Below are 22,585 nucleotides of genomic sequence, written 5' to 3'. Positions count from 1 at the left end.
CGTAATGAACAAATTTCAGGGTACTGGTGTAGCATTGGTTACACCTTTCAACACAGATGGAACAGTTGATTATAATGGTTTAAAAAACCTGATTAATCACCTGGTAGACGGAGGGATAGATTACCTCGTTTCTTTAGGCACAACCGGCGAAACCGCTACGATGACGAAGGACGAGAAGAAGAAAGTGTGGGCCTATACTGCTGAAATTAACAATAACAGATTACCATTGGTTGCCGGAATTGGCGGCAATAATACGCTCGCTGTTGCGGAGGATATTAAAAATTTCGAAGCAAACGGTTACAGTGCAATTCTATCCGTTAGCCCGTATTACAATAAGCCAACACAGGAAGGTATTTACCAGCATTACAAACATTTGGCCGAGCTTTCTCCTTTGGATTTGATTTTATACAATGTTCCGGGACGTACAATGAGCAATATGTCTCCGGAAACGACCTGCAGGTTAGCACATGATTTCAAAAACATTATTGCTACAAAAGAAGCATCGGGAAGTTTTGATCAATTTAATCAAATTATGAGAGACAAACCCGAAGATTTTCTTTTGATTTCAGGGGATGATCCGATTACCTTACCTATGATAGCTTTAGGTGCATCCGGTATCATATCAGTTATAGCGAATGCCTTACCAAAACAATTTTCTGAAATGGTAAATCTTTGCCTGTCAGGCGATTTTAAAAGGGCTTTACCTGCTCATTTAAGTCTTGTAGAATTTACCAGGTTAGCTTTTGCAGAAGGCAATCCCGCTGGCGTTAAAGCGGCACTAAAACACTTAAATATTTGTGGTGATACGGTAAGATTACCGCTGATAAAGGCTTCTTCACAATTGGAAACGGCCATTATAAAAGAAATAGAAAAGCTAGTCTTGGTGGCTTAAACTTTTTTTTACAAATAACACAACACAGAAAGTGCCCTTAGCTTAATAAACTAAGGGCACTTTCTGTTTTTTTATGTAAATAAAAAATTACCTGTCTCGTTTTTAACTGGTAATCAATTATTTGAAAAACATGAAAACAGGTATTCTATCGAAAAGGGTTTTCTAAACCAAACAGGAATGAGGCGGGCATTATTTTTGATTAGCATTTGATACACACAAATTAAACACACACATGAAAAAACTAGTATTTATCTGCTTGATAGCAGTTGCAGCCATCGGCTGCAAACCGGTTTCCTATTACGAACCTAAATTCACAATCGGAATGTCTGAAACAAGTTTTAAAGAAGCCAATCGAAAGGCTGAATTGATATCTTCCGAAGGCGATGGAACCAATATCTACAGAACCTTCACGAACACAATGATACCCAGACCAGAGCCCTATTCATTTTTCTATTTTTACCAGGGTAGATTGGCCAAGTTTATTAAGTCTGACCGAGGTGATGATTATAAATTCATCAGATAAAAAAAATGCCTTCAATTTATGAAGGCATTTTTAATCATATTTTTATTGCTTAAGCTTTGTTTTTAGTGTCTTGCACTTCCAAACGAATCGCTTGTGCTAAATTTTTCAAATCCTGCATGCCTTTACGTACACGTGTACCCGCTGCGCTGTTTCCTTTGTTATAAAACTTGTCTGCGTCAGCTTCCAAAGCTGCAACTAAACTTTTTACTTCTTCGAATTTTTTCATTTTTAATTGCTCCTGTAAATTTTAGGTTTTTAGTTTTTTTTTAATGTAACTCTAATTTAAAGCGTTTAAGTAAATAAAAAAACTTTTAATGGTACAAAAAACACCTTTAAATATGCTTTTTTTCCACATTTACACCATTTATAAACATTCAACATGCGCTAAATATAATTAAATCACTGTATATCAATTAAATACAAACAAAAGCAAAACAAAAAAGCCCTTTAAATCTAATTAAAGGGCCTTTAAATAATTATTTTAAACTTAAGCTGTTGCGAATTGATTTTCTTTGTAATAACCGTTTTCCAGCTTCTCGGCTACCTCACTGAAGGCATCTAATGTACGTTGAACATCTTCCAATGTATGTACTGCAGTTGGAATTAAACGTAGCTCAATCATACCTTTCGGGATTACAGGATACACGACAATGGAACAGAAAATACTGTAGTTCTCGCGTAAATCAAATGTAATTGCAGTTGCATCAGATAATTCACCTTTTAGAAACACTGGCGTTACTACTGAATTCGTTACACCTAAATCAAAACCGCGCTCCCGTAAACCTTTTTGTAAGGTCATTGCGATTTCCCATAGTTTATCTTTTAGTTCAGGTTTACTTTTCAGCAATTCCAAACGTTTCAATAAGCCTTTAACCATCGGCATCGGTAATGCTTTTGCAAAGGTTTGAGAACGCATGTTGTACCTTAAGAAATTTGTGATCTCCTCAGTAGACGCTACGAAAGCGCCAATACCTGCCATTGATTTTGCAAATGTTCCGAAGTACACATCAATTCCTTCGATGCAATCCTGCGCTTCATGTGTGCCTGCACCGGTATCGCCCATTGTACCAAAACCATGCGCATCATCAACCAAAATACGGAAATTGAAATCTTTCTTTAGATCAACGATTTCTTTTAATTTACCTTGCGCTCCACTCATTCCAAAAACACCTTCGGTAATTAGAAGAATACCACCACCAGACTCATTAGTCAGTTTAGTTGCACGCTCTAACTGTTTTCTGGCGCTATCAATATCATTGTGCTGGTAAACGAATCTTTTACCCATATGCAGGCGAAGACCGTCAATAATGCAGGCATGAGATTCTGCATCATAAACAATAACATCATTTCTGTCAACCAAAGTATCAATAATGGAAACCATACCCTGGTAACCATAATTTAAAAGGAAAGCATCAGGCTTGCCTACAAATTCAGCTAATTCCTGCTCCAGTTGTTCGTGGTATTTTGAGTTACCGCTCATCATCCTCGCACCCATTGGGTAAGCCATACCAAATTCTGCAGCCGCATCAGCATCAGCCTTTCTAACTTCCGGATGATTGGCTAAGCCTAGATAGTTGTTTAAACTCCAAACCAAATGCTCTTTTCCTTTGAATTGCATGTGTGGTGCAATTTCTCCCTCTAATTTTGGAAATGAGAAATACCCATGAGACCATTTCTGGTGTTGGCCCAGTGGTCCCATGTGCTTTGCTATTTTATCAAATATATCCAATGTGTTATGTTTTTATTGTACTAAAATTGTTGCGAATTTACGTTTTATTCGGCTTAAAATCAACAAGCTTAATCCGTTGCTTGTAAATTAACGTAATTTAACAGTCTAATTTTATGCCAAAAAAGCCCCGATATATCGAGGCTTTAAAATTATATTTGGTTTATACTAGTCAACATTGTCGTGTAGAAACGAGTTATTTGGTCTGATTTCAGTGCCACCATCCTGATCATTGCTTAATGTAAAACGGCTAACCTGCGATTCAGAAGAATGCTGCACCTGTTGTAATTGCATTTGCTTACGTTTATAAGCAGGCTCATTTTCCAATTCCTGTAAGCCATTTGTTGTGCGCAGCTTCATACTTAAATCTTTTAAACGCATAATGCGTTCTCTCGATTTTTTTAATTGCTCTTCAACAGATTCGTCGTTCTGGTTATCATCTAAACCAACAACCGGCATTTCGGGCTCTGGTTCCGGAATTGAAGGAATTTCTGCTACAGGTGTTTCGAAAACAAATTCTGTTTCGGCCAGTTTAATCTCAAATTCAAAACCTGTTTCTGCCTGTGCTTCAACCTGAGGTTCTTCTTCAATTAAGGTATGACGAACAACATCATTTTCAGGTTCCTGGTATTTAGGTGTTTCAGCTTTGCTAAACATGCCACCGAATAAATCTGCCTGCGGTGCTTCTTCCTTCGCTTTTAAAACGGGCTCGTAAGATGGCGCTGCTTTGGGTTGAATAAAAGAATTTACCGGCTCAACAGGTCGAACCAGTGGTGCCTCTTCAGGTGTTAGTAAAGATATCTTCTTTTTATTTTTTTCTTCGTTTACGCGTTCTTCCGAGGTTTGGAAACCGGTAGCGATAATAGTAACTGATAGTTTATCATTCAATGTTTCATCTGTACAGTTACCCCATATTAAATCGGCAGATAAACCGGCTTTCTCCTGAATGTAATCTGTAATAATTGAAACCTCATCCATGGTTACTTCGCGCAAACCTGAACTGATGTTCAATAAGATGTAACGGGCGCCTTCAATTTCATTATCCTTTAATAAAGGCGAAGCTAAAGCACCTTCAACAGCTTGTAAAGCACGTTCATCACCATCAGCAGCAAAACTACCCATAATGGCAACACCACTATCTTTCATTACCGTACGAACATCTTTAAAATCTACGTTGATGTATCCCGGAACGGTAATGATTTCAGCAATACCTTTTGCTGCAGTTGTTAAAATATCATCTGCCTGGCCAAATGCAGAGCCTAGGGTTAAATTACCGAAGATCTCACGCAACCGATCGTTTGAAATAACCAGGTAAGAATCTACATATTTTTTTAACTCTTCCATACCTTCATCGGCCTGCAACCTGCGTCGCTTGCCTTCAAAAGAAAATGGTGTGGTTATAATTGCTACAGTTAAAATATCAAGTTCCTTAGCAGCTTTTGCAATTATCGGACTTGCGCCCGTACCTGTGCCGCCACCCATTCCTGCCGTAATAAACAACATTTTGGTGGTGCTACCCAGCATGGCTTTGATATCATCTATATTTTCAATCGCAGAGTTTTTTCCAACTTCAGGAATAGAACCGGCACCCATCCCTTCGGTTAAACTAGCGCCTAACTGAACCTTGTTAGGTATAGGACTAGATTCCAAAGCCTGGGCATCTGTATTACAAATAATAAAATCCACACCAGTGATACCCGACAGGTACATATGGTTAACTGCGTTGCCGCCACCGCCCCCAACACCAATTACCTTGATGATTGACGACTTATCTTTTAACATTTCGAACTGCATAATCTTATGAATCAGTTGTTTAAAAATTCTTAAATTCTGTTCATTACCAAACGTAATATTAACACTTTTTCAACATAGGTTTTCCACAAGTGTTCATAATGTGGAAAACTCATGTTTTGTTGAAAAAAAACTATCCTTTAAGGTAATCTTCATCGCTTACATCCATATCATCCTGAATGAAAGTTCTGGTTTTTGCAAGTAATTTATCGAATAAGCCTGGTCCGCGTTTTTCTTTTTCTTTAGCTGTTTTAGGTTTCTCAACAAAAACACCCGGTTGCTTCATCTCTTCAATCAGTTCTTCTGCTTTTTGAATTCCTTTGATTAATAAGCCAACACTGGTTGCATACATCGGGCTTTTTAAATCATCGTAAATCGTTTTCGGCATATCCTCATATTTAGATAAATGCTCATTCGGATAACCGATGCGGCAATCTAAACCGGTCACGTATTCTACCGCCTGGCTTAAATGTTTAAGCAAAGCACCACCACCTGTAATTACAATACCACCAATGAGTTTTTTCTCGTAACCTGATGCTTTAATTTCATAGTAAACATGCTCGATAATTTCTTCCATACGGGCCTGAATAACGTAAGCCAGGTTTTTAACAGAAATTTCTTTCGGTTCTCTTCCGCGTAATCCCGGTACACAGATAATCTCATTTTCTTTATTCTCTTCGGCCAAAGCAGAACCGAAACGTGTTTTTAATAACTCCGCCTGATTACGCATTACTGAGCAACCTTCTCTGATGTCTTCCGTAACACTATTACCACCAAATGGAATAACGGCTGTATGACGAATAATCCCTTCGTGAAAAATGGCAATATCGGTTGTTCCGCCACCTATATCAACCAAGGCGATGCCAGCCTCTTTTTCTTCATCGCTCAACACCGATTCAGAAGAAGCCAGGGGCTCAAGAATCAAATCCTGAGTCTGAAGGCCTGCATTGTTTACACATTTGATGATATTTTTAACGGCGGTTACCTGACCGGAAATGATGTGGAAATTCGCTTCTAAACGAACGCCCGCCATACCAATCGGGTCTTTAATACCCGGTTCGTTATCGATGGTAAATTCCTGTGGCAAAACATGAATTATCTCTTCACCCGGAGGCATAACCAGTTTAAACATATCATCGATTAATTTATCGATGTCTTTTTTACCAATTTCGTTATTTAACTCCCTTCTGGTTAAAATACCACGGTGCTGTAAGCTCTTAATGTGCTGACCAGCGATACCCACATTTACCACCTGTATTTCTACATTGGATTGTCCGCTGGCAATTTCCACGGCCTGCGCAATACCTTGTACGGTTTTCTGAATGTTAGAAACCACACCACGGGTTACCCCTGCAGATTCGGCTTTGCCAATGCCTAAGACCTCTATTTTGCCATGCTGTGTTCTGCGGCCTACGATAACACATATTTTTGTAGTACCGATATCCAGGCCAACTACAATTGGAGACTGACTAGTAAATTTTGCCTTGTCCATATTCGTTAATTTTGTTGAGTTATATATTTTATTTTTCAGGGACTTATTTATTTTTCTTTTCTGTTGTTGCCGACTTCTGCCTGGCTTCAGCTTGTTGTTTTGCCATTTTCTCGGCAAAAGTTTGTGTTTTTTTCACTTCTGGTTTTTGTTCGGCAGTTTTAGGCTTTTCCTTTTTTGGCGCCGGCTTCGTTTCATTTGCCTTTGGCTGCTCCTGCTTTACTGCTGGCTTCGGGCTTTCGGTTTTAGGTTTTTCCTTTTTTACTTCAGATTTTGCCGCCACTGTTTTAGGCTTAACCTCCGGCACCGTTGCTGGCTTGGGTTTCGCTACTGTAACCGGCTTTTCCTCCCTTTGTTCCGCATTCCGGTCGTCTTGTAAACCATCGCTTTTCATTGCACCTGCAATTGAACTACGGATTAAGGAATCAGAAACCTTTCTGGTTATGTTAATACTGTCGGCACCGGAAAGTATCCTGTCTTTTTTTGCAATTAATGAAGAATCTCTTTTTTCACAAACAATTTGATTGGTGTACTTTATGTTTATCGTTCTGTATTTTCTTGCGATGACCTGTGGTAAAGCATGTTTATAAAAAACCTTAAGATTTTTCATTTTCACATCCAGAGAATCTGCGCTACCCAATATAATTGTTTCATCGCCTACCCTTGGTACCAATACCATATCATTTCTTTCGTTAACAGCAATTTGTTCAATTTGATTATCCCACAAAGTATCTCTTTTGATGTACTGTGCGGTTTTATATAAATCACGAGCCAGTTGTGTCCGCAAGGTATCGATGCGGCTTCCAAAAACCTCCTGAATATTGCCTGTAGCAACAAGTACATCGGCCGTAAAGTTTGGAGAAATCGGCATTTTTAATCCATCATTATCTATATAAAAGTCCTGCCCTATCAAATTCAGTATTCTTAAAATTGGCTGGCGTTGTTTAATTTCAATTCGCAGCACACCGTCCATATCCGCGTAAACCTTGGCAAAGCCGATATATGGGTTAGCCCTTAGTTTCTGTTCGATTTGATGAATGTTAATCTGCTCAAGCTTTCTGCCCACCAAAACACCCTGGTCTTCCCGCAAAATCTGATCAACTTCTTCTCTTTCGATAAAATTATCGGCACCGGGAATTAATATTTTTACCTCCGTACATTTAACGCCTTGCTTTTTTACGCTGATGAAACTTAAAAGCACCACCACACCTGCAAGACTAATCAGCCATGCAAAGCCGGTAAAAATTGCGCTCCAGTTTATTCGCTTAAGCATTGTTCAATGTGTTTTTTAAAGGTTCAATTAATGTATCAATATCGCCTGCCCCCACCGTTAAAATTAATTCAGGTTTTACTTGCTTAACATGCTGAATAACAAATTCTTTTCCGCATACTTTCTTATCTGCCAATGTTATTTTATCGAGTAAATACTGCGAATTAATCCCTTCAATGGGCAATTCCCTTGCAGGATAAATTTCCAGCAGCATCAATTCGTCAGCCGTGCCTAAAACTTTTGCAAATTCATCTACAAAATCCCTCGTTCTGGTGAATAAATGCGGCTGAAATACCACTGTCAATTTCTTATCAGGATATAACTGCCTTACGGCATCAAAACATGCCTTCAATTCTTCCGGATGATGCGCATAGTCGTCAATGTAAATTTGGCTATCGTTGTTTACAATGTATTCAAACCTGCGCTTCACACCTTTAAAATTTGCAACTGCCTGCTTAATCTTCTCCGTATCGATGCCAAGCTGTAAAGCGATGGCAATGGCGACGGTAGTATTTTCTACATTATGCTTTCCAGGCAACATCAAACTCAGGTTCTTGATACTTGTTGTGCGGTCCGAATAATCAAAAACAAATTTTGAACCTTCTACCCTTAAATTTTCAGCTTTGGCATCCGCTGTTGAATTCGCTGCATAGCTCGTACTGTTTATAATGGGAAGACCTTCGTGCGCATAAATCTGACCACCAGGTTTTAGCTGCCCTGCAAAAAGCTGGAAAGATTCTTCAAGCTGGCGCTTATCGCCGTAAATATCTAAGTGATCGGCATCCATTGAGGTAATTACCGCGACATCCGGATGCAAAGTCAGAAACGACCGGTCATATTCGTCCGCTTCCACAACCATTACATTATTTTTACCAAATAAAACATTGCTGTTGTAATTACTGGTAATACCACCCAAAAACGCTGTACAATCGTAACCTGTATCTTTTAAAATATGTGCCACGATAGAGGACGTTGTTGTTTTTCCATGGGTGCCGGCTACTGCGATGCAGAACATGCCTCTGCTGATGATCCCTAAAACTTCTGAACGTTTTTTTAAACTAAAGCCTTTATTTTTAAAGTGATTTAAAATTTTGGAATCCTTAGGAATTGCAGGCGTATAAACAACAAGCGTATCTTCGTGATTATCCAAAAAAGCACATGGCAATGCCGCGGCCTCATCCAGGTACGAAATCAGAATACCTTCCTGTTCCAACGTTTCCGTCAATTTAGTACGGGTTTTATCATAACCGCAAACCGCCTGACCGCGTTTAGCAAAATAACGGGCAATAGCGCTCATACCGATACCACCGATACCCACGAAATACACTCTGTTTATTTTACTTAACTCCATTTTTATACACTTAAAAGCAGAAAGACTAAAGCTTAAAGCTTTCCTTTCTACCGTAATTTCTATTTTATGTTATACATTTCTAACGCCTTCTCTAACTCTGTCTTTTTCAGCTTTATGCTTTCCACTTTAGCCATTAAGCTTTTATCAGTTTTAACACTTCATTTGCAATAATTTCATCTGCCTGCGGCAAAGCCATCTTTCCGATGTTTTCAGAAAGCGTTGCACTGTAGGTTTTATCATTTAACAGCCTCAATGCTTCAATTACCAACGTATCTTCTGCAGACCTGTCGTTTATTAATACTGCAGCATTATTTTTTACCAGTGCCAATGCATTTTTGGTTTGATGATCTTCAGCCACATTTGGAGAAGGCACCAGGATAACCGGTTTTTTAATCAGGCAAAGTTCGGCTATAGTGCCTGCGCCTGCCCTGCTGATAATTACATCTGCGGCCGCATAAGCTAAATCCATCTTATTCAAAAACTCCAGTATGCGCACATTCGGATGATAATCCAGGCCTAACCTCTCGATAATGGCCTTATAATAAAATTTACCGGTTTGCCAGATGACCTGAACATCTTGTTCCAGAATTTCAGGCAAATGCTTTTCGATACTTTTATTTAATGTTCCGGCACCTAAACTTCCGCCGGTAACCAGAATTGTTTTTTTCTGCGGATCGAGCTTTAAAAGCTCTGCTCCTGAATAATGTTTTCCTTTAATATCAACAACCTCCTGACGAACCGGATTTCCTGTTTTCAAAATCTTTTCAGCCGGAAAGAACTGCTCCATTTCATCAAAAGCCACACATATTTTTGAAGCTTTTTTGCCCAGCCATTTATTGGTTATTCCCGCATACGAATTCTGCTCCTGTATGAGATAGGGAATGCCTTTTAATGATGCAGCATACAATAGCGGACCTGAGGCATAACCACCAACACCAACAACAACATCTGGTTTAAAATCCTTAATCAATTGTATTGCGGCCCTCACACTGCCGAGCACTTTAAATGGCAGTGCCAGGTTTTTTACAATCGAACCCCGCTGAATACCACTAATGTTCAAGCCAACAATTTTATATCCGGCTGCCGGAACTTTTTCCATTTCCATACGGCCCGTTGCGCCCACAAACAATATTTCACAGCCAGGCACCAAGCGTTTCAACGCATTGGCAATGGCAACGGCGGGAAATATGTGCCCGCCTGTGCCACCTCCTGATATGATAATTTTTGGGGAATTATTCATTTTTTTAATTATTTTATTTAACCGCAAAGAGCGCTAAGTTTATTACCAAGCACGCTAAAGCTCTACTTCTATTTTCTACCACAGACGACACTGAGTTTTCACAAAGGGCACTGAGGTTTTATTTTATATTTTTTAACACAAAGTCACTAAGACACGAAGTAATTTAATGTTGCCGTACTTCTTAAATTCTTTTTCGCTTTCAGCTTTTTCTAAGCCATCGCCGGTATTTCGCCAACTATTACTTTATTACTAACTTTTGTTTTATCTGTTACCGTTTTACCGGCTACGTTTTCTTCCACATCACGGCTTACACTTAATATAATACCGAAAGCCACGCTGGTAAAAATCATTGATGTTCCACCCATACTTACCAACGGGAGCGGAACACCTGTAACCGGACCTAAGCCTACTGCTACAGCCATATTTGCAAAAGCCTGTATAGTTAAACTGAAACTCAGGCCAGCAGCGAGTAACGCGCCAAATGCTTTAGGCGCCCGGGTTACAATTTTTATACATCGGTATAAAAGCACCAGGTAAAGCATCATAATCACCAATCCCCCAAACGTTCCCCATTCTTCAATAATAATGGCGAAAATAAAATCCGAATAAGGGTGCGGAAGGAAATTGCGCTGTGTACTGTTACCTGGTCCTTTACCGAAAACACCACCAGTAGCCAGGGCAATTTTTGCCTGATCTGCCTGGAAAGTCTTGTCTGAATGCTGCATCTCCGGATGAAGAAAAGACTTAATCCTGGAGGCATAAGTTGCTCTCCTCGGACCTAAGAAAACAACAAACATCAATAATATAGCTCCGCCAACACAAACCAGCGAGATTTGCTTGATGCTGATACGGCCTATAATTAAAAGCAAAATACTAACGCCAAAAAGCATTAATGCGGTTGATAAGTTCGCCAATGCAATCAATACGAATACCACACAAACTGAGCCCATTATCGGAATGAATGACTCTTTCACGTTTTTAATGTTCTCTTGCTTCTTAGTTAACATTCGGGCTAAGAAGGTAATCAGGGCAAGTTTCGCTAAATCGGATGTTTGAAAGGTCAATCCAATTACCGGTATCTTCACCCAGCGGGATGCGTCATTAACATTAGCGCCAAAAATCAGGGTATAAAGCAATAAGGGAATCGTAACTATCATCAGAATCTTCGAAATCCCGGCATAGTAGCGGTAATCCAGCAAGTGGGATATGTAAATCATACCGATGCCCAATAAAACAAAAATCAGGTGTTTAGTTAACAGCAATTTTTCAACAGCTTCTCCACGTTTATAAGCAAGCGTGCCTGTAGCGCTGTAAACTGCCATTACAGATATAAGCGAAAGCAGGATAATGATTAACCATATCCATCTGTCGCCTTTTGTTTTATTAAGTAGCGTTTGAAACATTGTTAAACCTCCTTCTATAATTCTTTTACGGCCGCTTTAAACTGGTTGCCACGGTCTTCATAATTTTTAAACAAATCGAAACTTGCACATGCAGGAGACAGCAACACCGTATCTCCCCGTTTAGCTAAATGGAAGGCAATCTGCGTTGCTTCTTCTGCTGAAAATGTATTTACAATCACCTCAACATCATCTTCAAATGCATCGTGAATGCGTTTATTATCCTTCCCTAAACACACAATTGCTTTTACCTTACTGTGCACCAAATCCTTCAGCATATTATAATCGTTGCCTTTATCAACGCCGCCCATGATCAGAACCACATCAGTTGTCATGCTCTCCAGCGCATACCAGGTGGAATTCACATTGGTTGCCTTGCTGTCGTTGATAAAATCAATACCCGAAATTTTGGCCACATGCTCCAGCCTGTGCTCAATATTTTTGAAATTTGCCATACTCTCGCGAATGGTTTCATTTCTTAACTCCAAAACCTTAGCCACAATACCTGAAGCCATAGAGTTGTAAATGTTGTGCTTGCCCTGCAAGGCTAATTCTGAAATAGACATGGTAAATTCTTTATTTGGTTCTGTAAGGATGTGTATTGTATCGTTTTCTAAATAAGCACCCTTTTCAATTGCTTTGAAAATTGAAAAAGGATATGTTTTTGCCTGAAGTTCTATACCTTCCATGGCTTTTAAAGTTTCTTCATCATCAGCACAATAAATAAAAGCATCATTTGCTGTTTGATTTTGAATGATGCGCATTTTAGATGCTGCATAATTCTCCAATTTGTAATCGTACCTGTCTAAATGATCAGGTGTAATATTTAACAGTACCGAGATATCTGCTTTAAAGGCAAACATATTATCGAGCATAAAACTTGATATTTCAAGCACATACCAGTCGAAACTTTCTTCTGCCACCTGGGCAGCAAAACTTTTACCGATATTACCAGCCAGGCCCACATTCAAACCTGCATTTTTCAAAATGTGGTAGGTGAGTAAGCTTGTAGTCGATTTACCGTTGGACCCCGTAATGCAAACTGTTTTCGCATTGGTGTATCTTTTGGCAAACTCAATTTCCGAAACCACTGGAATTCCCTTTGCAACCAGTTTTTTGATAATTGGTGCAGTCGCCGGAATTCCCGGGCTCTTTATCACTTCTGTTGCATTTAATATCCGTTCTTCCGTATGTTGTCCAGATTCGAATGGAACAGATAATTTTTCAAGCGCAGCCTTATACTTATCGGCTATTATGCCGAAATCCGAAACAAAAACATCAAAACCCTTTTGCTGTGCCAGCCTGGCTGCACCTACACCGCTTTCACCCGCACCCAAAATGACAACACAACTTTGCCCTGCCATTGCCGGCTGAGGATTGTTTGTTGTATTTTGATTCGTATTCATTTTTTTTTCGTTGTTCGTTGTTCGTGTTTCGTTTGTCGTTATTCGTGTAGGTTGCCGAAAGCGGTCAACGGATAACCTTTTCTACCTCAATTTCAATGTTACAATCGTCATAATGGCCAGCATAATCCCGATAATCCAGAAGCGGGTTACAATCTTTGCTTCATGATAGCCTTTTTTCTGGTAATGGTGGTGCAAGGGTGCCATGAGCAGAATTCGCCTGCCCTCCCCGAATCGCTTTTTGCTGTACTTGAAATAAGAAACCTGCATGATTACCGAAACCAGCTCGATTAGGAAAATGCCACAAAGTATTGGAATCAATAATTCCTTACGAATCATGATGGCAAATGATGCAATGATTCCTCCAATCGCTAAACTTCCTGTATCGCCCATAAAAACCTGAGCAGGGTAAGAATTATACCAAAGGAAACCTACACATGCGCCAACAAAGGCACCCGCAAAAATCATCAGCTCACCCGAATTCGGGATGTACATGATATTCAGGTAATCGGCAAAACCAACGTTACCTGATACATAGGCCAGAATGCCAAGCGTAGTACCAATAACGGCTGATGTGCCGGTTGCTAAACCGTCGATTCCATCAGTAATATTTGCGCCGTTTGAAACCGCTGTAATGATGAAAACCGTGAAAGCCAGAAAAACAAGAAAAGCATATTTTTCATAGCCTGTACCTAAAAACTTCAACACTTTGGCGTAATCAAACTCATTATTTTTATAAAATGGGATATTTGTTTTGGTCGATTTTACGTCTTGCGTATAATAAAAAGTTTCGCCTTTCTGCCTTAAAACCATTGGCGCCGCATCTGTTGTTTTTACATTATCCTGAACCGTTTGCCGAACAACAATATTCGGGTTGTAATACATGGTCCAGCCTACAATTAAGCCCAAGCCAACCTGACCAACAATTTTAAAACGACCCGCTAAACCTTCCTTATTTTTTTTAAAAACCTTAATATAATCATCAAGAAAACCGATGGCACCCATCCAGATGGTGGTTATAATCATCAGGATAACATAAACGTTTGTGATGTTTGCAAAAAGAATTGTCGGGATTAAAATACCGAGCAAAATAATGATTCCACCCATTGTCGGCGTTCCTTGCTTTTGCATCTGGCCCTCAAGACCTAAATTCCTCACCGTTTCTCCAACCTGCTTTTTATGTAAATAATCTATTAACCTACGACCGTAAACTGTTGTAATGATTAAAGAGAGAATAATAGAAACTGAAGCACGGAAAGTGATGTACTGGAACAACCTTAATCCGGGTATGTCGTAATGCTTATGCAGGTATTCGAATAATAAATATAACATTAGCTGCGAGGGTTTAATTGTTCTAGTAAAATTTCTTTATCATCAAAATGGTTACGCACGCCATTAATTTCCTGGTATTTCTCATGGCCTTTTCCGGCTACAAGAATGATATCGCCGCTCTGCGCTAAATGGCAAGCTGTTTTAATTGCTTCCTTTCTATCCAAAATGGATATCGTTTTACGTTTATTTGTAGGTGAAACACCCTCTTCCATTTCGTTAATAATGGTTTGAGGATCCTCAGTCCGCGGGTTATCGGAAGTCAGGATTACTTTATCGCTCCAGTCGCAGGCCACTTGTGCCATCACCGGACGTTTGGTTTTATCCCTGTCGCCCCCACAGCCGATAACGGTAATTACTTGTTCCGTACCTTTTCTTATGTTTGCAATTGTGCTCAGTACATTTTGCACCGCATCAGGCGTATGCGCATAATCGACTATACCAATGATTTTATCTGGCGAGGTAATGTAATCAAAACGACCTTCGGCACCGGTTAAACGGCTCAATAACGTCAGTACTTTCAGTTTATCCTGTTCCAAAAGAATGGCAGCTCCGTAAACTGCAAGTAGATTATACGCATTGAAAGAACCAACCAGTTTGAAGTAAACATCTTCGTTGTCGATATCAAGATGCAAACCGCTGAACTGGTTCTCAATTATTTTGGCCTTGAAATCTGCAAGCTGTTTTAAAGCATATGTTTTTTTATAGGCTTTGGTGTTTTGCAACATTACCATACCGTTTTTATCATCGATATTGGTTAAGGCAAAAGCCGATTTAGGCAAACCATCAAAAAACGCTTTCTTTGCTTTCAGGTAACTTTCAAAAGTCTTATGAAAATCCAGGTGGTCGTGTGTCAGATTGGAAAAAATGCCACCTGAAAAAGCCAGTCCTTCTATTCTGTGTTGAGCCACTGCATGAGAACTTACTTCCATGAAACAGTAATCGCAACCCGCATTAACCATATCACGAAGCAATCCGTTTAGTGCAATCGGATTTGGCGTAGTGTGTGTTGCCGCTACAATTACATCGTTTATATAGTTTTCTACTGTTGACAGCAGTCCTGTTTTATAACCTAAATCTTTAAAAAGCTTAAATAAAATAGTTGCAATCGTCGTCTTACCATTTGTACCGGTAATACCGATTAGTTTTAATTCTTTGGAAGGATTACCATAAAAATTACCAGCCATAATCCCCAGGGCTACTGAAGAATTATCGACCTTTACATAGGTAACATCGAAATTATCAATTTCAGGCAGGTTTTCACAGATGATAACCTTCGCACCTTGCTCAACGGTCTGATTGATAAAAAGATGCCCGTCGGCCGCAGTTCCGACAATTGCAAAGAATACATCGTTAGTGGTTACCTTACGGGAATCAAACGTCAGTTCATTAATTTCCCTGTCGGTTCTGCCAACCAATTCCTTTATTGTTACGCCATATAGTAAATCCTGTAACTGCATTAATCTAATTGTATATCTATTTGCAAACCTTTACTCACTTTTGTTCCCGCCTGAACGGATTGCCTGATTACTTTGCCCGAACCTGTAACCCGTGTTTTTAACCCCGCGTTTCCAAGCAGGTAGAGCGCGTCTTTTAAACCCATTCCCGCTACATTCGGCATAACACCTTTACGTTCATTGTTCTCCTGAAAAATGGTTCCGGCACTGGTATCAATCGTATTATAATATTCAGATTTTGATGCAAAAAGCGGTTTAAAGCCAAATGCCTTGTAAACCTTTTGAGTCGCCTTACTCTGACCGGCTTTTGTTGGCGGATTGCCTGTGTTGCCAACTAAAGTCGTTGGAACATCGTTATACATCTGCATATCGCTGGCGTAAATCCTGTCGGCAATTTCCCTGAACACAGGTCCGGAAACCAGCGCACCATAATAACCACCCTTAGGATCGTTAATCACCACAATCATAGAATATTTAGGTTTGTCAGCAGGAAAATAACCTACAAAAGAAGCCTGATACTGCTTGTTAGCCTTGTAGCCTTTGTTTGCATCAGCAACTTGCGCCGTACCGGTTTTACCGGCAATTTTATACAATGGGTTATAGACATAAGTTTTTCCACTACCTTCTGTCACCACACCCTCAAGCATTTTTTTAATTTTACTAAGGGTTACATCCGAACAAATCTGCTCGTTAATTACCCTTGCCTTAAACTGCTCAATCGGGTTACCCAGTCTTCTGATTTCTTTAACAAAAATCGGCGCAATGTATTTACCATTATTCGCTACCGCATTGTAAAATGATAACATTTTAAGAGGAGTTAACTGCATTTCATATCCGTAAGCCATTTGCGGCAGGGTCATGTTCTTATTCCAGCTTTTGTTTGTTTTGGGGTTTTTAATTACCGGCGTAGCTTCACCTGGTATCTGAAGCTCCATTTTTTTATTTAAATGCCAATCATATAAATGATCCGTAAATTTTATCGGGTTATCCCGGTAATTTGAGTTCACCAAGTAAGATATGGCAGCATTCGATGATTCTTCAAAAGCTCTTTTCACGGTTACCACACCAATACTGCCGTGCGAATCCGTAATTAGTTTGCCAGGAATCTGATAATTACCAGTTCCCACCATGGTATTGGTATCAACCAGTTTATCTTCCAGTAAGGCCATATAGGATGCCAGCTTGAAGGTTGAGCCCGGATCCTGATTGCCGGCAATGGCATAATTGAATTTCTCTTTATAAACACCTTCTTCTACTTTAGAAAAATTTGCCACAGCCCTTACTTCTCCGGTTGCAACTTCCATAACGATTACCGTACCGTGATCGGCTTTGTATTTTATAAGCTGCTTTTCCAAAGCACTTTGTGCCAAATCCTGCATATTGATATCAATAGTGGAAATGATATCCGCGCCGTCTTTAGGCGCAACTTCCTCTTCATCATTAACAGGTACATAAACACCGCCTGCAATACGCTGCATTAATCTTTTACCGGTTTCTCCGTTGATGTAATCCGTATATGCACCTTCCAAACCAACTCCATTTTTTACATTGGCATTTTTATACCCAATGGTACGGGCGGCCAATGCCTGAAAAGGCAAAATGCGTTTGTTTTGCTGAACGGCGATTAAGCCACCGCTGAATTTACCAATGTTATATAATGGAAAAGTTCTGATGATTTTTAAATCCGAATAACCTACTTTACGATGTATCAATAAATAACGGGCACTATCCTGACGACCTTTGCGCAACATCCTGCAATACTCTTTTGCCGATTTATCTTTAAAAAGATCAGCGAGTTTCATCCCAAGGGAATCTACTTTTTCATTAAAAATTTTGTCGTCTGCAATACCACCTGCGAACATATCCATATGTAACTCATACTCCGGAACGGATGTTGCCAGCAAGCTGCCATCATTTGAATAGATGTTACCCCGGGTTGCCTCAACAGGCATATAACGTGTTGAAAGACTATCTGCCATAGCCTTCCATTTATGTCCCTGTACAAACTGCACCTGGCCAAGGCGTAAAAATACCGCCAAAGCAAAGAGCACAATTAAGCCAAATGCCAGATATACACGAAGCAAGATGTTTGCTCTAATATTCATCGCTTTTAACAATTATTTTTTTTGGTGGTTCAATTAATTCTTTTATTCCAAGGGTATCAACCTTTTTGGCAACCTCTGTTAATTTGCTTTTAAACATGAGGTCGGCTTTTAAGGATTTATATTCCCAACGTAATTCTTTAACTTCTTTATTTAACTTATCAATGCGGCGAACATTGTTCACTGCAAAATGACTATTAGCGATGTAAATCATTCCTAAAAAGGCCAGAAAGCATAAAAACGGCAATGCATCTGTTGCCGCTTCCTTTGATATTACACCCTCTGTAAAAAACTTTCCGATAAAAGTCTCGCTAAACCTTTTATCCTCTTCTGTTTTTATTTTTTCGGCTTTCACCTTTAGTTCAGGTTCAGGTCCGATTTCCTCTTCATCTTCTCTAAACCTGTTCATATTTTTTCCGCTATTCTTAATTTTGCACTACGAGCCCGGTTATTGCGGGCGATTTCTTCTTCGGAAGCCATTATCGCTTTGCGTGTTACGACATTAAACGGCTTTTGCTGATTGCCAAAAAAATCTTTTTCAACTTCACCCTGAAATTTGCCTTTCGCCATGAAATTCTTAACAGGCCTGTCTTCCAGCGAATGGTAAGACATCACCACCAAATGGCCACCCGGTTTTAACACATCAGCAGCCTGCTCCAAAAAACTTTCAAGCACTTTTATTTCGGCATTTACTTCAATACGTAAAGCCTGAAAAACCTGGGCCAGATATTTATTTTCTTTTCCTTTCGGGATATATTCCGAAACCGCAGCCTTAAAACTATTTATATCTGTAAAAGGCTTATCCAAACGAGCCGTTACAACAGCACGGGCTAAAGACTTTGCGTTTTTAACCTCGCCGTAAATGCCAAATATTTTATGAAGCTTATCTTCTGAATAGGTATTCAAAACCTCCGCAGCCGTTAAATTGCCGTTCAGATCCATGCGCATATCCAAATCCGCATTGAAGCGAATAGAGAAACCACGTTCAGGCACATCAAACTGGTGAGATGAAACACCTAAATCGGCTAATATCCCATCAACTTCTTTGAAACCTTTAAGGCGAAGATTATTTTTCAGGAAACCAAAGTTCTGATCGATAAAGATGAACCTGTCATCAACCGGTATATTTGCTTGCGCGTCCGGATCCTGATCGAAAGCAACCAACCTGCCCTTGGGACCAAGGTGTTTTAAAATCTCTTTTGAATGGCCACCGCCACCAAAAGTAACATCTACATAAACCCCATCCGGCTTAATATTTAAACCATCGATACAAGGCTGAAGCATTACAGGAACATGGTAATTATAATCCATCGGCTCCTCCTTTCTTATCAACCATTACCTTTTGAGCAAGCGCAGCAAAATTTGCCGGCGTACCATCCAAAGTGTCTTCGTAAGCTAATTTATCCCAAACCTCAATGCGATCTAACTGGCAGGCAAGCATGATGTCTGTCCCGATACCCGCATATTCCGTAAGTGATTTCGGCAACAATACACGGCCGGCCGCATCAAGACTTAACTCTGTGGCACCTCGGGTAAATGCCCTGATGAACTTTCGATTCTCTTCATCATAAACATTAAGTGTGCTTAACTGCGCAACGATTCCATCCCAAATACTTTTCGGATAGATGACTAAATTTTTTTCGAAACCGCGGTTAATAACCAACCCTTCCCGCTCCACATCAGGCAATTGTTTCTTAAGCGCAGAAGGAACCATTAAGCGGCCTTTTGCGTCAAGTTTACAATCAAATTCTCCTAAAAGATGGGTCATAGTGGCATTTACACTTTTTATGTAGTGTAAAAGTAAATAGTTCTACCACTTTTTACCACTTTTTACCACAAAAAAGTTTTCCACATATACTTTCTCCCACTTTGTCCCCCAAACAGACTGAAAAGAAACTATCTGAAAAATTATAAAAACTGCTTAATCACTGGTAAAAAGCGAGTTAACTACAAAAATTAGCATTTTAAAAAATTTAATCCCACCACGAATATTTTTTTCATTCTTAAGTTTAAAAAGACCAAAGCTAAGGACATTATGTATGCATTGAGCCAAAATTTTATGCACATATATTATTTATTTCGGACAGGCAATTGCCGAATTAAATTAAAGAATCACAACTTTAATCAACTGCATTTGTTAACGAGATAAGCATTAAGCATTTGATAGAATTATGAAAGAAGAAAGTATTAAAAAAACCACTAAAATTCTATTAGGTGCAGGATTAATATTTGCAGGCATCGGCCACCTTACTTTTGCAAGAAAAGCATTCCGGGCGCAGGTTCCGGATTGGGTTCCTTTGGAAAAAGACAATGCTGTTGTACAATCTGGCTTCGTAGAAATTGCTTTAGGCACTGCGCTGATTTTAGCACCCGAAAAGCATGAGCAAACCATTGGAAAAATAGCAGCGGGCTTATTTATAGCTGTTTTTCCCGGCAATATTGCACAATACAAAAACAGAAGAAGTACTTTCGGTTTAGATACCAATGCTAAAAGATTAGCCAGATTATTCTTTCAACCCGCACTTGTTTACTGGGCTTTAAAAAGTACAGATAACTGAGTTAATTCACCTGACATTATACACATAATCACCAGGAACATTTACTTAATTAAAGATTTGTATTTTAGTATTCCGCCATCGAAGAATCATTTATATTTGAGCAACACAAGAGACTGATATGGCGAAAAACAGGAATACGATAAAAATGGAGGAAATTACGTTTAAGCAACGCCTTCTATCCTTCAAAAATCTGCCTGTATTCTTTAAGATGGTTTGGGAGAGCAGTCCGCAAAAAACGCTCATCAGCCTGATTCTGCGGATATTTCGTTCAGCCATGCCTGTAGCGCTGCTTTATACCGGTAAGCTTATCATTGATCAGGTGGTTGCCCTGAATTCAGGAACCGCTCATGCAGACAACAATAGACTCTGGGAACTTGTAGGACTTGAATTCGCGTTGGCTGTACTTACCGATGGGTTAAACAGAATGATTAACCTGACGGATAGCCTGCTTGGTGATTTGTTTTCCAACCACACCTCGATGCGCATCATGCGGCATGCAACCAAGCTGGACTTGGATCAGTTCGAAGATTCAGTATTTTATGATAAGCTCGAAAGAGCCAGGCAGCAAACCGTAGGCAGAACGATCTTACTTGCCCAGGTAATGAGTCAGCTACAGGATTTTATTTCCATGGCTTTTCTTTTAACCGGGTTAATTGCCTTTAACCCGTGGCTTATATTAATGTTGTTGCTTGCCATAATCCCGTCGTTTTTAGGAGAATCCTATTTTAACAGCAGAAATTATGCACTTTCCAGAAGTCAGACACCAGAAAGACGGGAACTGGATTATGTACGCTACCTCGGCGCAAGTGATGAAACTGCTAAGGAAGTTAAAGTTTTCGGCTTATCAGAATTCATTATCAACCGATTCAAAACGCTTTCGGATAAGTTCTATGCGGATAACAGTAAGCTGGCCGTAAGCCGCTCCGGCTGGGGTACACTTTTCTCCATAATGGGAACGATAGGCTACTATGGCGCATATGGCTTTATCATCTATCAAACCATAAACGGCAAGGCAACAATTGGTAGTTTAACCTTTTTAGCCGGCTCCTTCAGGCAATTAAGTGGCTTAATGGAAACCATGCTGTCTCGTTTTACCATGGTATCTCAAGGTGCAATTTACCTGAATGATTTTATAGAGTTCTTTGAAATTAAACCAAGAATTACCCAACCGGATAATCCTTTACCTTTCCCGAATCCTATTCAGGTTGGCTTTGTTTTTGAAAATGTTGGCTTCCAATACCGGAATGCTCCAAAATATGCCTGCCGCAATTTAAGCCTCACACTTAAACCCGGCGAAAAGCTTGCGCTGGTTGGCGAAAATGGCGCAGGCAAAACAACGCTGGTAAAACTATTATCCCGACTTTATGATCCAACCGAAGGAAGGATATTGCTGGATGGACAGGATTTAAAGAATTATAACCTGGCAGATTTAAGGCATAATATGGGTATTATTTTTCAGGATTATATCCGCTATCAGATGACTTTTTCTCAAAATATTGCCGTTGGAAATATTGGTGAACTTGATAACATAAATCTTATCACAACGGCGGCTCAGCAAAGTCTGGCTGATTTGTTAGTTGCTAAATTTCCGCTTGGCTACGAGCAATCGTTAGGCAGGAAATTTAATGATGGTGTGGAGTTATCGGGCGGCGAATGGCAAAAAGTTGCATTAGCGAGGGCTTATATGAAGAATGCCCAAGTACTTATTTTAGATGAACCAACTTCTGCATTAGATGCCAGAGCGGAGTACGAAGTTTTTCAGCGTTTTGCTGAATTAACAATTGGAAAGTCGGCCGTACTTATTTCACACCGTTTTTCTACTGCAAGGCTTGCTGATAGAATACTGGTGCTTGAAAAAGGAACGATACTTGAATCTGGCACCCATACAGAATTACTGGAGAAAAACGGAAGGTATGCCGAGTTATTTAATTTGCAGGCAAAAGGATATCAGTAAATCGAAAATCTAATCTATTCCAAGGCTAATTGTTTCTAATAAAATCGGTCTAACTAAAATAGCACCACTTAATAAATCAACATATTGTATATCTGCGAAA

General features: G+C 39.7%; 19 protein-coding genes. 4 read left to right on the top strand and 15 right to left on the bottom strand.

Annotated features, from left to right (window positions below):
• Positions 1–4: 4 nt before the first annotated feature.
• Together dapA and O0931_RS00920 are read left to right on the top strand one after the other, a co-directional pair.
• Positions 5–892 (top strand): 4-hydroxy-tetrahydrodipicolinate synthase, encoded by an 888-nt coding sequence (dapA, locus tag O0931_RS00925; RefSeq protein WP_269413685.1) that lies wholly within the window; start codon positions 5–7, stop codon positions 890–892.
• A gap of 232 nt (positions 893–1,124) precedes the next feature.
• Positions 1,125–1,415, top strand: a complete 291-nt coding sequence (locus tag O0931_RS00920) for a hypothetical protein (protein WP_269413684.1) — start codon at positions 1,125–1,127, stop codon at positions 1,413–1,415.
• A gap of 49 nt (positions 1,416–1,464) precedes the next feature.
• Here the strand turns inward: O0931_RS00920 and O0931_RS00915 are convergent, their stop codons facing one another.
• The 15 genes from O0931_RS00915 to mraZ all read right to left on the bottom strand — a co-directional run bounded on the left by O0931_RS00915 (position 1,465) and on the right by mraZ (position 19,741).
• Complete coding sequence (locus tag O0931_RS00915; RefSeq protein WP_010602932.1) at positions 1,465–1,641, bottom strand: hypothetical protein; 177 nt, start codon at positions 1,639–1,641, stop codon at positions 1,465–1,467.
• 261 nt (positions 1,642–1,902) lie between these two features.
• Positions 1,903–3,144 (bottom strand): aminotransferase class I/II-fold pyridoxal phosphate-dependent enzyme, encoded by a 1,242-nt coding sequence (locus O0931_RS00910; protein WP_269413683.1) that lies wholly within the window; start codon positions 3,142–3,144, stop codon positions 1,903–1,905.
• Positions 3,145–3,309: 165 nt separating this feature from the next.
• Positions 3,310–4,935, bottom strand: coding sequence for a cell division protein FtsZ (ftsZ, locus tag O0931_RS00905; protein WP_269413682.1), 1,626 nt, complete (start codon positions 4,933–4,935; stop codon positions 3,310–3,312).
• Between the two features lie 130 nt (positions 4,936–5,065).
• Positions 5,066–6,424: a cell division protein FtsA gene (gene ftsA, locus O0931_RS00900; RefSeq protein ID WP_056871442.1), complete on the bottom strand. Its 1,359-nt coding sequence runs from the start codon at positions 6,422–6,424 to the stop codon at positions 5,066–5,068.
• A gap of 43 nt (positions 6,425–6,467) precedes the next feature.
• Positions 6,468–7,694: a cell division protein FtsQ gene (locus tag O0931_RS00895; RefSeq protein ID WP_269413681.1), complete on the bottom strand. Its 1,227-nt coding sequence runs from the start codon at positions 7,692–7,694 to the stop codon at positions 6,468–6,470.
• The gene (gene murC, locus O0931_RS00890) at positions 7,687–9,042 is read right to left on the bottom strand and encodes a UDP-N-acetylmuramate--L-alanine ligase (protein WP_269413680.1); all 1,356 of its coding nucleotides are present in this window, start codon (positions 9,040–9,042) and stop codon (positions 7,687–7,689) included. Before murC ends, O0931_RS00895 begins: the two co-directional genes overlap by 8 nt.
• A 133-nt stretch (positions 9,043–9,175) precedes the next feature.
• Positions 9,176–10,282, bottom strand: coding sequence for an undecaprenyldiphospho-muramoylpentapeptide beta-N-acetylglucosaminyltransferase (murG, locus tag O0931_RS00885; RefSeq protein ID WP_269413679.1), 1,107 nt, complete (start codon positions 10,280–10,282; stop codon positions 9,176–9,178).
• Between the two features lie 209 nt (positions 10,283–10,491).
• Entirely contained in the window at positions 10,492–11,685 is a 1,194-nt protein-coding gene (locus tag O0931_RS00880; protein ID WP_269413678.1) for an FtsW/RodA/SpoVE family cell cycle protein, read from the bottom strand.
• A 14-nt stretch (positions 11,686–11,699) separates the two neighbouring features.
• The gene (murD, locus tag O0931_RS00875) at positions 11,700–13,088 is read right to left on the bottom strand and encodes a UDP-N-acetylmuramoyl-L-alanine--D-glutamate ligase (protein WP_269413677.1); all 1,389 of its coding nucleotides are present in this window, start codon (positions 13,086–13,088) and stop codon (positions 11,700–11,702) included.
• Positions 13,089–13,169: 81 nt separating this feature from the next.
• Positions 13,170–14,417, bottom strand: coding sequence for a phospho-N-acetylmuramoyl-pentapeptide-transferase (mraY, locus tag O0931_RS00870; RefSeq protein ID WP_269413676.1), 1,248 nt, complete (start codon positions 14,415–14,417; stop codon positions 13,170–13,172).
• On the bottom strand, positions 14,417–15,874 hold the full coding sequence (locus O0931_RS00865; protein ID WP_269413675.1) for a UDP-N-acetylmuramoyl-L-alanyl-D-glutamate--2,6-diaminopimelate ligase: 1,458 nt from the start codon (positions 15,872–15,874) through the stop codon (positions 14,417–14,419). The genes mraY and O0931_RS00865 overlap by 1 nt, the downstream gene beginning before the upstream one ends.
• Positions 15,874–17,976, bottom strand: a complete 2,103-nt coding sequence (locus tag O0931_RS00860; RefSeq protein WP_269413674.1) for a penicillin-binding protein — start codon at positions 17,974–17,976, stop codon at positions 15,874–15,876. Before O0931_RS00860 ends, O0931_RS00865 begins: the two co-directional genes overlap by 1 nt.
• Positions 17,966–18,382 (bottom strand): FtsL-like putative cell division protein, encoded by a 417-nt coding sequence (locus O0931_RS00855; protein ID WP_269413673.1) that lies wholly within the window; start codon positions 18,380–18,382, stop codon positions 17,966–17,968. The genes O0931_RS00860 and O0931_RS00855 overlap by 11 nt, the downstream gene beginning before the upstream one ends.
• Positions 18,379–19,284: a 16S rRNA (cytosine(1402)-N(4))-methyltransferase RsmH gene (rsmH, locus tag O0931_RS00850; protein WP_269414549.1), complete on the bottom strand. Its 906-nt coding sequence runs from the start codon at positions 19,282–19,284 to the stop codon at positions 18,379–18,381. Before rsmH ends, O0931_RS00855 begins: the two co-directional genes overlap by 4 nt.
• Positions 19,274–19,741: a division/cell wall cluster transcriptional repressor MraZ gene (gene mraZ, locus O0931_RS00845; protein WP_269413672.1), complete on the bottom strand. Its 468-nt coding sequence runs from the start codon at positions 19,739–19,741 to the stop codon at positions 19,274–19,276. The genes rsmH and mraZ overlap by 11 nt, the downstream gene beginning before the upstream one ends.
• A gap of 403 nt (positions 19,742–20,144) precedes the next feature.
• On the opposite strand from mraZ, the gene O0931_RS00840 reads away from it, so the two are divergent.
• Positions 20,145–20,531, top strand: a complete 387-nt coding sequence (locus O0931_RS00840; protein WP_269413671.1) for a DoxX family protein — start codon at positions 20,145–20,147, stop codon at positions 20,529–20,531.
• A gap of 118 nt (positions 20,532–20,649) precedes the next feature.
• Positions 20,650–22,485 (top strand): ABC transporter ATP-binding protein, encoded by a 1,836-nt coding sequence (locus O0931_RS00835; RefSeq protein WP_269413670.1) that lies wholly within the window; start codon positions 20,650–20,652, stop codon positions 22,483–22,485.
• The last annotated feature ends 100 nt before the right edge of the window (positions 22,486–22,585 follow it).

This window comes from Pedobacter rhodius (assembly GCF_027213645.1).
GTDB classification, from domain to species: Bacteria; Bacteroidota; Bacteroidia; order Sphingobacteriales; family Sphingobacteriaceae; genus Pedobacter; species Pedobacter rhodius.
Note: the sequence above shows the minus strand (reverse complement) of the source record. Positions and strands in the feature narration are given on the sequence as shown.